This is a genomic window from Leyella stercorea (assembly GCF_021531355.1).
Taxonomy (GTDB): domain Bacteria; phylum Bacteroidota; class Bacteroidia; order Bacteroidales; family Bacteroidaceae; genus Prevotella.
In genome coordinates this window covers 1-14,468 of sequence record NZ_JADYTS010000071.1, presented here as the reverse complement: position 1 = coordinate 14,468, position 14,468 = coordinate 1, and the positions used below count along the sequence as shown (strand labels likewise).

The following is a 14,468-nucleotide window of genomic DNA, read 5'->3' as shown; positions in this document are numbered from 1 at the left end:
CAAAATCCTGGGCAACTTTTTGTTGCTCAGGAACTTATAAATAAAGTTAAATTATAGTGTTGCGGAATTAAGGATACTTGCTCCGCCAGATGTTTATATGAACATTTGGCGAAGCAGATACTGCTTTTCAGAAAGGTATAATTCTAAAATTTGTTCTTCACTTTTAGTTTTGTGCTCATAACAATCTAAAACAGAACAAATTTTTTGTTGTTGTTCCAATGATGGAATTTTTACTTTAATATTTTCTATTGTTGATTTGGATAGACTTGGCACTCCTGTACCTTCATTATATAATTTCCAATTGATTTGTAGAAAAAGATAATAGCAGAACTTTGGCAGTACATCTTTGAAATCATAGGTGTAGAACAATGTGTCAACTGTCCAAAATTTACCCTTCAAAAACATAGGTGTATCTATTGTTCCTTTTCTTCCAATACAAACACTTTCACCATCATAAAGGTAATCATTGACTAATAACATTTGCCCTCCTGTACCATAAACTGGAATTTTACCAATACCAAGATGCTTATAATCTTTGCCATTACCAATTCGCAAAAGCTCTCCAATCCTTACTGTTCTCCAATTCTGATTATCCATAAAAAGTTGTTTGCCAATTCCCTTGATTAGAGACTGCAACTTGTCAATGATTTTGCTTTGAGTGGCAATGCGCTCGTCAAGAAGGGATAAGAAGGTGGCTATTTTCTTTTGCTCTTCCAATTTAGGGATAAATGTCTGATGTCTATGAACATTATTTCTATTTAATGTAGGAACTCCCGACCCCATTGAATATTGCCCAATACGTATTGTTTGGTATAAGTAATATATAAATTTGGGGTTATTATCATAAAAGTTAGTAACCCACAATGAAGTATTATGAGGCCAATAATAGCCGTCTTCGATATAGGTAAATTTTCCAATTGTGCCAGAACGACCTGTAACTACTCCTGGAGCAACACATTTATATGATGAATGATGATTCATGATGCCGTTGCTATAAACTACTGGAATTTTACCATTGCAAATTTGCCCTGTAGGTAAATCAAAACCTCTTTGTAAAGGTGCAATATCTCCGATTGTTTTACTAATCCACTCCCCCTGAAACTCAGGGAATCTGAGATTTGGGACTAAAATTATTGATTTTCTCTAATTATTATGTACACCTTCAAAATTAAGGATTACAATGACAACAAAAACAATTAGAGAAATTGCGTTGGCTTGGAAAATTGACAAGCAACGCTACGTTAAGCAGTCCACATACGCTGCTTATGTGTTAGTTTTGGAGAACCATATTCTGCCATCATTTGGCGATTGTGAGGCTCTGAGTGAGAAACTTGTGCAGGAGTTCGTTTTGCAGAAACTGAATGGCGGTCTAAGCATTAAGACGGTGAAGGATATCCTTATTGTCTTGAAAATGGTGATGAAGTTCGGAGTAAAGAACGAGTGGATGAGCTATTGCGAGTGGGACATCAAGTACCCCACGACAGAGACCAACAAGGAGATTGAGGTGCTGACGGTGGCACACCACAAGAAGATCCTCGATTTCATCAAACAGAACTTCACATTCCGCAACCTCGGTATCTATATCAGTCTGACTACAGGCTTGCGTATCGGAGAGATTTGTGGCTTGAAATGGTCGGACATCAACACCGACAACGGCACAATTACCGTGAACCGCACCATTGAGCGCATCTACATTGTGGAGGGCGAACGCAAGCACACAGAGTTGGTCATCAACACGCCCAAGACAAAGAACTCTTGCCGTGAAATACCGATGAACAAAGAACTTCTGGCTATGGTAAAACCTCTGAAAAAGGTGGTAAACGAGGACTTTTATGTGTTGACCAACGAAGAGAAGCCGACGGAACCACGAACTTACCGCAACTATTATCATCGGCTAATGAAACGCCTTGACATTCCTCGGCTGAAATATCACGGACTACGCCACAGCTTTGCCACTCGCTGCATTGAAAGCAACTGCGACTACAAGACAGTAAGCGTACTGCTCGGTCATGCCAACATCACAACAACCCTCAACCTCTATGTTCACCCTAACATGGAGCAAAAGAAAAAATGCATTACCAAGATGTTCAAGTCTCTTGGAAAATAATACTTTGTAACGGCAACCACCTATTATCAAAAGCAGCAAGCGTATCCGCAATACAATTATCACGGATACGCTTACTTTTCTTGGGTTCCAACAAAGGCTTGGTTATAGTGCTGCACCGAATTGTGTTGTCGGTGTTGGAGCAGTGAAGTAGTAGTTCTGATCGTTGCTGTTGTCGAGGAACATCACTTTCTTCATCCCGAAGAATGCAAGACCGTTGGGGAAGATGCGCTGGAAGTTGGTGACGCCATTCGACAGAGCCTGACTGCCCTGCTGAAAGTTGAAGTTCCACGAGCGGTCGAATGGAAGAGGAGCACCCTTCTGCACGTTGTCTATCTCGCAGTTGATGTTCATCACATCGCTCTGCTTGAAGTTTCTGAACAGCGGATTAAACTGTCCGGCTACGTTGCTCTTGATGTCGTTGTCGTTCCAGATAATCATGTCGGCATCCTTCGACATCTGCTTCACGCCAGTTTCGGTAGAAGCGAAATAGTAGTTGGGAGCTATAGTAGAGTGTTCGAGGTCGGCACCGTCCTTTTTAGGTTGCTTCAAGCCGAAACGGCAGTCGTATACAAGGTTGTTGACAAATGTCGGAGCAATAGCCTTCTCAAGCCAGATACTTCCACCCTTCTTGTTCTTGGCGCGACGCCAACCGCAGTTTACGATAGTGTTGTTGTAGGCAGCGAGCTGTGTAAGCGGAATAATCTCGCTGTTGCCGGCATTGGACAATTTGAAGGCATTGGTGCAAGCATTGTATATTATGTTGTTGGCAATGTCGAGTTTGCAACCCGCCTTAACGTTGATAGCCTCGCCACCGTCTGTGGCATTGCCACTGTCGGCAAATATGCAGTTGTATATCACGCCCTGACCTCCTGTGAAATAAGTCTGGTCGTTGTAGTTGTCATGTATGAAGCAGTTTGCCATTACAAACTTGCCGTTGACGTTGCAGAAGTGGAAGGCAGGCACGCCGCCGTCGATGGTGCTCTTGAAGAGGTGGTTTTGGAATGACGCCGACGATTCTGTAGGTGTCGCTCCGGCATAAGCCAAATCAACGTGGTTGAGCACAACCTCCTCGCTGTTGTATCCGCAGATAATGCCGCCCCAATCCTCAGGCTTCTTTGTGTCGGAAGTGAATGTCACGGGATGCTCGGCAGTTCCCATGCAGTAGAGATTGCCAAGCACCACAATCTCAATAGGCACCTGCACATCCGACTTGCATGTTACGGTTACACCAGGCTCAATATAGAGCGATGTGCCTACGGGTATCTCCACGCTTTCCGTTAGCGTTGTGTCCTTGGTCCATACAAGTGAGCCAACGGGATATTCGGCAATCTTGGTCGTCAATACCTCGGTAGAACCTTGGTTCTGGTTGCCGCCATTGTTGTTATACTCATAAGGATTGATGTTGTCGTTCTCGCACGATGCTGAAACGAGGGCTGTTGCTGCAACGGCAAGCAAACAGGCGATTTTGTTTATTAATTTCATATTTCTTACATTTTCACTCTCACTCCAATAAGGAATGTTCTACCATATTTATATGTTCCTACAATAGTCTTGTCAGAGCGCTGTCCTTCATATTCAAGGTTGCTCTGGTTCACAGTCTTGAGATAACGCTCGCGCTTTGCGTCGAGCAGGTTATTTGCCTTGAGGAATACTGATACGCCGCAAGGGAACTTCTTCTCCATACTGAAGTCGAGTCCGAACATAGCCTTATCCCACTGGTCGGCATCCTTAAACGGCGACACAAGTGCAAGCTTGGTACCTGTGTAGGATGCAGCAAGCTGTGCGTTCCATCCGTAGTTGGTGTCCTTGTACAGCAGGGAGAGATTGGCTGTGTGTGGAGCCTGATTTACGAGCGGACGTGTCTGCGTTACGCCAGTTTTATACTCGGCGCTGCCTTCCTTATACTCACGCTTGGTGGTGGTAATCGTTGAGTGGGTATAGGTGTAGTTGGCCTTGATGCCGAAGTGGCGTATGTACTTCACCACGTCAATCTCAAAACCATAGTTCTTGGCGTTGCCAAGGTTGTCGGGCATATAGTAAGCATCGGCTCCACTGCCCAACTTGCCGTCGGCAGCCACAAACACCTGCTCGATTGGGTCTTGCAGATACTTGTAGAACACGCCAGCCAACACCTGCTCGGTAGCAGATGGGAACCACTCCCAACGCAAGTCGACATTGTCGATGCGTGCACGCTTCAGGTTAGGATTACCCTTCTCCTGATATTCCTCGCCCATAATCTGGTAAGGCACAATCTCGTAGAAGCCCGGACGGTTGATTGAGCGGTAGTAAGAAAGGCGCACGTTCATCTTCTTTGTTGGAGTCCATTTTATGGATGCCGACGGCAACCAGTCCCAATAGCTTTGCTCGCCCACCTGTCCCATGTTGCGGAACTTCTGTAGCATGGTGTATATCTGGTTGGTATGCTCGGCACGTACGCCAGCGTTCAGTTCGCCCCATTTGCACTTCAAGGTTGTCATGACGTATGCAGCGCCAATGTGTTCCTTTGAGTCATAGTTGAGCTGTGATGCCTGCGAGTATGGTGTCTTGCAGGTCCAGTCGATAGAGGCAAACTGGTCTAAAGCGTTGCCGTCGAGTTTCTGCGAAATATCTGTAGGAGTGAAGTTGTACGAGTAGTATCTGTTGCCACGCTCCTTGCGACGATACTGTGCACCGGCTTTCCACAGAGCATTTATGTCGTTGCCGAGCTGTGAGTTGTAAGCGAGGTTGATGTATCCAGCCCTATCCTTATCGGTGTTGTGCTGAAAACGTCGTTCCATATTCTTAGGCAGCGTCTTCAGTATGTTCTTGTTGCCGCTCCAAAGCGATCCGTCCACTCCATCTGCCGACTGAACGGTATTGGTCAGACTCAGATACACACGGTCGGGGTCTTCGGCCTTAGCTTGCGAGAAGATTCCAGCCCAGTCAGCAGTGAAGTCTTTCGTAAGATGATGGGTACCCTTAAGGTGTGTAGCAAAGATGCTCTGCGTCTGCGAGAGCGAACGAGTCTCATCGTCCTGGGTGTAACTGTCGCTTGAAATATACTCTGTATTGACAGAGTTGTTGTAGCGCACGCCCTTCGAGTTGGTGCGCACATACATGTTGTACCACTCAAGTTTGTTGTTCTCCAACTGCAAGTCTACCTTGGCATGAACACCTGCCGTAAGGTCGTGTATAGAATAATAGCGGTGCTGGAGCGATGAGATGTACATGGCCTGTTCGCCTGATGCCATCTTCACGGAATTGTATGTGCGCTCTGTTCCACGGAATGTGTTCTGTATGCTGCCCGCAAGCATCACACCAATGCGGTCTTTCCAGAAGCGGTTGCCTATTGAAAGACCACCGATGAAGTTGGGTGCCGGCATAGAGTGGCGGCTTATCTGTGTAGGTCCGTTACTGAAGTCGGCAGTCGTAGCCCTATAGTTGGCACCATTGGCTTCGTATGGAGCTTTGTGAGTATAATCGCTACGATTGGACGACAGATAGTCGCGGCCGTCCTTCCAGAAGTAGTCGCTTGCGCCTACAGCTGCATTTGCCTGAATCTGGAAGTGTGACGGTGCGTCCTTCATCACCATATCCACAACGCCACCAGCCGCATCGCCCTCCATATCAGCAGTCAACGATTTGGACACAACGAGACGGTCCATAAGGTCTGACGGAAATATGTTAAGCGGTATGTAGCGGTTCTTGTCATCAGGGCTTGGTATCTTCACACCATTTACAAGCGTATAGTTGTAGCGCTTGTCCATGCCACGCAGTATGGCGTACGAAGCCTCACCCGAAGCGTCACGCTCCATTGTAACGCCCGACACACGTTGCAGCACACTTGCCACATTCACGTCGGGCGAGAGCTGTATGCTCTGCTGGCTCATTACATTAAGCACGTTGCCGGCAGTCTTCTCCATGTCTATGGCACTGCGGTCGGAATGATATTCCTTATGTCCTTTGATCACCACCTCGCCAAGTTGGTGCAGGTCTTCATCGAGAGTAATGGTGACAACGCCCTTGTCCGAAACCTCCACCGGAATCTCACGTGTCTTATACGATATGTATCTCACAACGAGTGTGTAACGACCCTTGTCGGGCAACTCATGCAATGTGAACGATCCGTCAAGACCCGTAGTAGTCTTGACGCTTGGCAACTCCTTCACCTCTACCACCGAACCAATGAGAGGCTCGCCCGTACGGTTGTCCTTGACAATGCCGTCGAGGGTATGGGCTGAGACAACAGTGGCTGAGGCAGCAATGAGAACAGCACTTAGTATAAACTGTTTCATATATGTTATTGAATTATGGAGTCGTTGAGACTTTTACTTCTTTAGCTTTTCGATAGTATGTATCACCTTTCCGTCCTTGTCGATCATCGACATTCTCAACTTATCCTTTGTAGCAGAGATGATAGAGAATCCGTCGGCCGACGAGCAGAACACGGTTCCAGTGGTCTGCTTTACGGGACGAGCCAACGAGGCAGATGAGTTGACAACGTAGTCGATGCTGTCGTTGGGCATACGTATGTGCTGGAAGTTGTGGATGTGTCCGCAAGCATATATAGCCACATTATTGTATTTATGAAGTATCGGCATCACGTTCTTCTGCATGTCGGTACGCTCATATTCAGCCTTTGTGGTGTAGGCATAGATAGGATGATGGCCCACTACGACAACCCAATCCTCCTTAGCCGACTTCAATGTGCGGTCAAGCCAGTCGAGCTGCGCCTGTGGGTCTTGCATGCAAGCATCGGGATATTTAGTGTTGTTCTCACGATAGCGGTCTACCAGTGGAGTTGTGTCGAGGAAGACTATTCGAATGGTTGTGCCTTTTCTCTCAAACACCTTAGTATAATAGCGGGCAGGCATCACCCAGCGGCGGCTCACCTTGCCGTAGTCGAGCACAGCCTGTGTGTTGCCACGATACTCATGATTGCCAAGCACCGGAAACCAGTCGAGCATGAGTTCGGGATGCGAATAGACCAGCTCATAGTTGGTAGTCCACAGAGGGTCGTTGACCGAAGCTACACCGTTGAAATGATGTATGTCGCCCACGGCAAGCACACACTCCATACCCGTTGTCTCAGCCATGTGTCCCATCAGCTCGGCTATGGGCTTCTGATCGTAGTAGCCGTTGCGTCCAAGGTCGTTTGCCATGTAGAGCGTAACGTCACCTTTAAGTCGTTTCCATTCCTTAGGGGTTTGTGCTTGCAACTGCAAGCAGCCAAGCAACATGAAGGTCGCTGCCAGAACGGTAGCTGTGCGCTTACCGAGAGTTTTGATAAAATTCATTCTGTAATACTTTTATAATATGTTATACCTGTTTTATGTCTTACGCGGTGCAAAGGTAGGCAACGCTTGTTGCAATAAGATTACAGAATGTTTAAGAAGGTATGTTGTTTGTAGAATGTGTTAAACATATAAGAAAAACTATGATTTTATATTGTTATATCATTTCTTTTCTTTACATTTGTTATGTCTAAACGATGTAAATAATCATTTGTACAATATCTAATAATAAAAACTACAATTATGGAGAACAAGGAATTTCAGTTTAAAGGTGCTACGCTTGGTGGCTTCACAATGCTTTTTGCCAACATTCTGTTGACGTTGTTAAGTATAGCATTGATAGTAATGGGCATACTTCAGGAGCCCAACGAGGTGTTGAAGGGGCTGCTTATAGGTATAGGTGCAGTAGTGCTTGTGTCTACATTCTTTGTTTGGGGCGGCTTTGTTATGCTTGAGCCAGGCGAGGCACGTGTAATGATGTTCTTCGGAGAATATAAAGGAACCTTTACTAAGGTAGGCTACTCATGGGTCAATCCATTTATCAATACCAAGAAGTTGTCGTTGCGTGCACGCAACCTCGATGCCGAACCTATAAAGGTTAATGACAAGACAGGCAACCCAGTGATGATAGGCTTGGTGCTTGTATGGAAAATAAAGGATACCTACAAGGCAATGTTTGAAATCGATTCGCAGACAATGGCACAGAGCGGAACGGCACAGCAAGTTGGCACTAACGTGTCGAACGTGATGCGCGCATTCGAGAAATTCGTCAAGACACAGAGCGATGCCGCACTTCGTCAGGTGGCAGGTCTGTATGCTTACGACAATAATGAGTCGGACAACAAGGAGCTTACTCTGCGCGACGGTGCCGACGAGATAAACAAGCAACTTGAGGAAAAGCTTGACGAACGACTGAGCATGGCTGGCATAGAAGTGGTAGAGGCTCGCATAAACTACCTGGCTTATGCCCCAGAGATAGCTGCCGTTATGCTTCGTCGCCAGCAGGCAGACGCTATCATCTCAGCTCGCGAGAAGATTGTAGAGGGTGCTGTATCGATGGTTAAGATGGCTCTCGACAAACTGAGTAGCGAGGATATTGTCGAGCTCGACGACGACAAGAAGGCGGCTATGGTGAGCAACCTGCTGGTAGTGCTTTGTGGAGACGATTCGGCTCAGCCCGTTGTAAACACTGGAACCTTAAACCATTAAGCAAGAGCTAAATGATATCAATAAAAGGGGCGAAGCCGCAATATCAACATTGCCTGCAATTATAGGCGTTGGTATTGGGGCTTTGTCCCTTATCTATTTTTATTTTCTGTCCATCACACGCCACACGTAGGCTATATAGCCGAACACGAAGGGCACGAGCAGCGAGACGTAGAACATGGTGCGCAGCGTGAACTCGCTACTGCAACTGTTGGCTATTGTCAACGAGCATTGCAGATCGGCATTTGAAGGATAGTAGGCGGTGTCGCCCCACCCTGCCACAAGCAACAGCGACAATACTACCAACACAACTCCTATTCCTGCCGGCCATATACCGCGTATATATGTAGAGCTGAGAATAGTGCGCACAACGCCATAAAGCAACAGCACAACGCCTATAACGGTGAGCACAGCCAAGGGCCAAATGTCGAGATAGTTGTGCAGATACTTCATCGGTTGCATAAACACCAGTCCCGTAGCCGGGTCGACTGCATAGCCGTCCTTGAGCAATGTACGCACAAAGAACGCCAGGAACAATACGAGGAACGGTACCGTGCAGCCAATGAGTCTTACCGAGCCACGCGAGCGTATGTCCTCATCGTCCACATTATTTATTATATACAGTATGCCAAGCATACGTGCCAGAAACATTACGGCAAATCCGAATACAAGATTCCACGGGTCAAGCAGAGCATCGAGTCCTGCCGAAGCATTAGCCCAACGGCTTATGACAGGAGCACCAATGTCTGTAAGCGATGCCTTCTCGACAATGAAGTTGGAACCGTCGAAGAACGTGGCTACTGCCCCACCCAACAAGAGTGGACCAACAATGCCGTTCAGCACGAGAAACCAACGATATGTGCGAGTGCCCAGCAGATTGCCCTTACGATGCTGGAACTCATAACTCACCGCCTGCAGCACAAACGAGAAGAGTATTATCATCCACAGCCAGTAGGCTCCGCCAAAGCTGGTGCTGTAGAACAATGGGAACGAGGCGAAGAAGGCTCCGCCGAAGGTTACGAGTGTGGTGAAGGTTATCTCCCACTTGCGACCGGTGGATTCTATCACCTTAAGTTGTCCCTCCTCTGTGCGACCAAGACTGTAGACAAGCGAGTTGGCACCCTGCACGAAGAGCAGAAATACGAGCAATGCGCCGAGCAGCGACACTACAAACCACCAGTATTGTTGAAGAAATGTATAGCTCATAAGAATGTTGAGTGTTGAATGTTGAATGTTAAATGCTGAGTATTGAAATTAATCAGCCGATTCGATTTGCGGCTTATAGTTCTTTATCACACGGCACATTATCCTTATCTCGGCAATGAGCAGGAGTGTGAACAGAATGAGGAAGATGAAGAACGTGAGTGCTACGCTGCCCGACTTAAGGTCGGATACGGCTGCTACAGTAGGCAACATGTCCTGAATGGCCCATGGCTGACGGCCGAGTTCTGCAACAATCCATCCTGCCTCGCTCGCTATATATGCAAGCGGAAGCATCAGCAAGGCAGCCATCCACAACCAACGTCCACGCTTGGTGATGTCCTGACGCCATGCCACATGACCTATGACGAGGAAGAACAACAGCAGCAACATGCCCACACCAACCATGACGCGGAATGCATAGAAGTTGACGGGAATGTAAGGCACCAGTTCGGCACGGTCCTTTATGTAGCCATATCCGAAGTAAGGCATGTCCTTCTGAAGCTGTGAGGCAAGTTGGGGCAGACGCTTGTCGTTGGCATCAGTAGCCTTCAGTTTGCGGTATTCGGCAAGAGCCGTTATGGCTTTGCGTCCACGCTGCATCTTCTCCTCAGCCGAAAGTTCGCGCTTTCCGTCAGGGCGTGTATAGCCATTGAGTATATCGTTTACGCCAGGCACATAACCGTCGAACGTACTTGTAGCAAGCAGCGACAGTCCATTAGGCATAGCTATGCGCAGCGGTGCCTCACCTCCCTTGGCATAATCGGGCTGCGAGAATGGATTGATGGCTGCCACCATAGTCAGCCCTACTCCATTGCCTCCATCGTACAGTCCCTCCATGGCAGCAAGTTTCATTGGTTGCACCTCTGCCACCTTCACAGCCGACGAGTGACCCGTATGTATTGCCAACAGCGAGGCAACAATGCCCACGATACTTGCAATCTTGATGCTCTGTCGGGCAAGCTGCTGCTCGCGACCTCGCAACAGATACCAGCAGCTGACGGCACACACAAACACGGCACCAACTATCCACGATGAAATGACTGTATGGAAAAACTTGTCGATAGCCATGGGCGACAACGCCACTTCGGCAAAGCTCGTCATCTCATTGCGCACGGTGTCGGGATTGAACTCGCAACCTACGGGATACTGCATCCACGAATTTGCCACGAGAATCCACCAAGCCGAAATAGTGGCTCCTATGCCCGTAAGCCATGTGGAAGCAAGATGGAATCCGCGCGACACCTTCTGCCATCCGAAGAACATGACAGCCACGAATGTGCTTTCCATGAAGAACGCCACAATGCCCTCTACGGCAAGGGGAGCACCGAATATGTCGCCGACAAACCAGGAGTAGTTGCTCCAGTTGGTGCCAAACTCAAACTCCAGGATGATGCCCGTAGCAACACCCATAGCAAAGTTGACACCAAACAGACGCTGCCAGAACTTAGAAGCCTCCAGCCAGAAGGGCTTGCCGGTGCGATAATAGATAGTCTCGATAATGCCCATTATTACGGCCAGTCCAAGCGTGAGCGGCACAAACAGCCAATGATAGATGGCTGTAAGCGCAAATTGGGCACGCGACCAGTCGATAAGCGTAGGGTCGATGGTAAGCAGATGATTCATAAGCTAAAAAAGTTAATAGTTATTGGAAATTTAAATTGAACAATTCTACACGTATGGCTTGTGTCAACGCTCTATGAGTTCGCGTGCCACATATCCAGCACGGTCACCATCCCCAGCCTTCTGCTTGAGCACATCGGGAAAGAAGAACAGCTTGAGCACAAGGAATATGACAGCGAGCTTGATGAGTATGACAGTCCAAAGCACACGCCCTACAGTCATACTGCGAAATCCGTCTACATAGAAACGGTACACCTTATATAATATATCGGTCATAGACATAATAAGTTTTTAAAGGTTGTAATCTTTACAGATTAGTAATCTTTTGCAAAGATATGAAATTATCCTTTTAGTTGTTTATTAAAATAATGAAAAAATACAACAACTATAAACTTATGTCATAAACATTTTGTCGTATCGCATGAAAATAGTAACTTTGCACTACGAAACAGAAAGACATACGGGTCGTGCCAGTTTGATCGGGATACTCATCAATAAAAAAATCGAAACCGAGAAGACTTCTTTTGCCAATGGCGGGCCATATAAAACCCTCAGTGGACTAAGCTGTAAAGCCGGTGGATTACAAAGGCGGAGAGCTCTCAAATCTTGTATACTCGGAGTTTCATCACATCACTGGGCGACCTGTTTTTAAAATACCAAATGGTGCAACGATACATAACGGTTCGTTGCACCTTTTTTATTTATATAAATATTTGGTGTTTTCTGCAATTTAGCTTAACTTTACATCAAAATAATAAAATCAAATAACAAAAAGAAAATATGTTTTCCGGTATAGTAGAAGAAATGGCTACTGTCGTTGCCATCAAAAACGACAAGGAGAATGTGGACTTCACGTTGACATGCTCGTTCGCTAACGAACTGAAAATCGACCAGAGCGTAGCTCATAATGGCGTTTGCCTGACCGTTGTGTCTATGGAAGGCGACAACTACACAGTGACAGCAATGAAAGAGACGCTCGACCGCTCCAACCTCGGACTGCTTAAGGTGGGCGACAAGGTGAACGTGGAGCGCTCGATGATAATGAACGGCAGACTCGACGGACACATAGTGCAGGGTCATGTAGACGGCACAGCCAAGTGTATCGACATGCGCGATGCCGACGGTTCGACTTATTATACATTCGAGTATGAGTTTGACAAGGCTATGGCTGAGCGCGGATACTTCACCGTAGACAAAGGCTCGGTTACGGTCAACGGCGTTTCGCTGACAGTGTGCAACCCTACTGAGAATTCATTCACCGTGGCAATCATTCCCTACACCCACGACAACACCAACTTCTGCAACATCAGCGTAGGCACAACAGTTAATATCGAATTCGATATTCTGGGCAAGTACATTGCACGCTTGCAGCAGTTGAAGTAAGAAAAACTACCCAGTCCCCAGCCCTACCCCCGACCACTCCCCCGTAAGGAGGGGAGTGATATGCAACGTTTGTTACATACAATCAGCTAAATCCTCAAATAGTAATGCTATTCACTCCCCTCCCTACGGGGGAGGGGCAGGGGGAGAGGCTTTTTTTTCTTACTTCCCCAATAAATGTTAATATACCACACTCCTAATAAACTTTTCCACAACCTAATACATCCAATAATCAGAAATAGACAAAGAGAGAGAGTTATAGAGATTAAGATTCAGAAAACATTAACAAAACCACATTTATTATGAGAAAGATTGGGATGACTTGCCTGGCAGGACTTTTCCTGCTGTCAATGTCTACAGAATGTATGGCACGACAATGGTCGCTGAAGGATTGCATCAACTATGCCATTGCCAACAACATTCAACTCCAGAAAGCCAAACTTCAAGAATATTCTGCTCTTGAGGATGTGAAGCAGAGCCAGTCGGCACTGCTGCCGTCGCTCAGCCTGTCGACATCGCAGAATGTGTCGTACAATCCCTGGCCCGAGAAAGGGTCGGCTATGATTGCTGGCAACAAGGTGCAGTCGAAGGTAGACAAGGTCTACTACAACGGTTCTTACTCGCTGATGGGCAACTGGACCGTATGGAACGGCAACAAGAACCAGAACACCGTTAAGCTCAACAAGCTTACTGCCGAGCAGGCAAAGCTCGACTCTGCCGTTACTGCCAACAGTGTGCTGGAGCAGATAGCACAACTGTATGTTCAGATTCTCTACTCCAACGAGGCTATAAACGTGAGCAAGGAGAGCCTGAAGACGAGTCAGACCAACGAGGAGCGCGGCAAGACTATGGTGAATGTTGGCAAGATGAGCAAGGCTGACCTTGCACAGCTTACCGCACAGCGAGCCCAGGACGAGTACAGCATAGTTGAGGCTGAGAGCAATCTGCGCAACTACAAGCGACAGCTCAAACAACTGCTCCAGATTACCAACGACGAAGAGTTTGACATTGCCATTCCTTCCACTACCGACGAGATGGCTCTTGCCACAGTTCCGGCACTCAACGACGTATACACAGCATCCATAGAGCAGCGTCCGGAGATAAAGAACGCAATGTTGGGCATCGAAAGCAGCGACCTGAGCGTAAAGATTGCCAAGGCAGGCAAGCTGCCTACAATCGGACTGAGTGCCGGACTATCAACCAACACTTCGTCAATGAGCAACAATACTTGGGGTTCGCAGCTCAAGAACAACTTCACCGTGGGCGGTGGCGTGACTGTAAGCATTCCGCTGTTTGACAATCGTCAGACCAAGACTGCCGTCAACAAGGCTATGATTCAGAAGCAGAACTATCTGCTCGACTTGCAGGACAAGCAGACCACTCTATACTCTACCGTTGAGAACTACTGGTTGCAGGCGGTGACAAATCAAAACAAATTCAAGGCAGCACGCATTTCGACTGAGAGCGCTCAGGCAAGCTACGAACTGCTGTCGGAACAGTTCAAGCAGGGACTCAAGAACATCGTTGAACTCATGACCGGCAAGAACAACCTTCTGCAGGCACAACAAAACGAATTGCAGAGCAAGTATCTTGCTATTCTCAACCTAAACATGCTGGAGTTCTACAAGACTGGAGAGATAAAATAAAAAAGAAAGCCCCACCCCTAACCCCTCCCAAAC

10 protein-coding genes and 1 pseudogene are annotated in these 14,468 nt (G+C 47.2%); 4 read left to right on the top strand and 7 right to left on the bottom strand.

Features of this window, described 5'->3' with window-relative positions:
• Positions 1-93: 93 nt before the first annotated feature.
• Positions 94-1,086 (bottom strand): restriction endonuclease subunit S, encoded by a 993-nt coding sequence (locus I6E38_RS15470; RefSeq protein WP_369681309.1) that lies wholly within the window; start codon positions 1,084-1,086, stop codon positions 94-96.
• A 94-nt stretch (positions 1,087-1,180) separates the two neighbouring features.
• On the opposite strand from I6E38_RS15470, the gene I6E38_RS12235 reads away from it, so the two are divergent.
• A complete protein-coding gene (locus I6E38_RS12235; RefSeq protein ID WP_235394254.1) occupies positions 1,181-2,107 on the top strand; it encodes a tyrosine-type recombinase/integrase in 927 nt (308 codons plus the stop codon).
• A gap of 102 nt (positions 2,108-2,209) precedes the next feature.
• Here I6E38_RS12235 and I6E38_RS12230 read toward each other — a convergent pair whose 3' ends face one another.
• From I6E38_RS12230 to I6E38_RS12220, 3 genes are read right to left on the bottom strand one after another with little or no spacing between them, the layout of a single operon-like run.
• On the bottom strand, positions 2,210-3,589 hold the full coding sequence (locus tag I6E38_RS12230) for a hypothetical protein (protein ID WP_235394253.1): 1,380 nt from the start codon (positions 3,587-3,589) through the stop codon (positions 2,210-2,212).
• Between the two features lie 5 nt (positions 3,590-3,594).
• Positions 3,595-6,381: a TonB-dependent receptor gene (locus I6E38_RS12225; RefSeq protein WP_235394252.1), complete on the bottom strand. Its 2,787-nt coding sequence runs from the start codon at positions 6,379-6,381 to the stop codon at positions 3,595-3,597.
• A gap of 33 nt (positions 6,382-6,414) precedes the next feature.
• Positions 6,415-7,326, bottom strand: coding sequence for a metallophosphoesterase (locus I6E38_RS12220; RefSeq protein WP_407936659.1), 912 nt, complete (start codon positions 7,324-7,326; stop codon positions 6,415-6,417).
• A gap of 297 nt (positions 7,327-7,623) precedes the next feature.
• Here I6E38_RS12220 and I6E38_RS12215 point away from each other — a divergent pair, with 297 nt between their 5' ends.
• The gene (locus I6E38_RS12215) at positions 7,624-8,589 is read left to right on the top strand and encodes an SPFH domain-containing protein (RefSeq protein WP_235394250.1); all 966 of its coding nucleotides are present in this window, start codon (positions 7,624-7,626) and stop codon (positions 8,587-8,589) included.
• A gap of 43 nt (positions 8,590-8,632) precedes the next feature.
• Here I6E38_RS12215 and I6E38_RS12210 read toward each other — a convergent pair.
• The 3 genes and pseudogenes from I6E38_RS12210 to I6E38_RS12200 all read right to left on the bottom strand — a co-directional run bounded on the left by I6E38_RS12210 (position 8,633) and on the right by I6E38_RS12200 (position 11,685).
• A pseudogene (locus I6E38_RS12210) lies at positions 8,633-9,792 on the bottom strand (cytochrome d ubiquinol oxidase subunit II).
• A gap of 48 nt (positions 9,793-9,840) precedes the next feature.
• Positions 9,841-11,412 (bottom strand): cytochrome ubiquinol oxidase subunit I, encoded by a 1,572-nt coding sequence (locus I6E38_RS12205; RefSeq protein WP_235394249.1) that lies wholly within the window; start codon positions 11,410-11,412, stop codon positions 9,841-9,843.
• 63 nt (positions 11,413-11,475) lie between these two features.
• Positions 11,476-11,685 (bottom strand): DUF4492 domain-containing protein, encoded by a 210-nt coding sequence (locus tag I6E38_RS12200; RefSeq protein ID WP_235394248.1) that lies wholly within the window; start codon positions 11,683-11,685, stop codon positions 11,476-11,478.
• 504 nt (positions 11,686-12,189) lie between these two features.
• Between I6E38_RS12200 and I6E38_RS12195 the strand changes: the two genes are divergently transcribed.
• Together I6E38_RS12195 and I6E38_RS12190 are read left to right on the top strand one after the other, a co-directional pair.
• A complete protein-coding gene (locus tag I6E38_RS12195; protein WP_235394247.1) occupies positions 12,190-12,792 on the top strand; it encodes a riboflavin synthase in 603 nt (200 codons plus the stop codon).
• Positions 12,793-13,091: 299 nt separating this feature from the next.
• On the top strand, positions 13,092-14,435 hold the full coding sequence (locus tag I6E38_RS12190) for a TolC family protein (protein ID WP_407936658.1): 1,344 nt from the start codon (positions 13,092-13,094) through the stop codon (positions 14,433-14,435).
• Positions 14,436-14,468 lie beyond the last annotated feature (33 nt).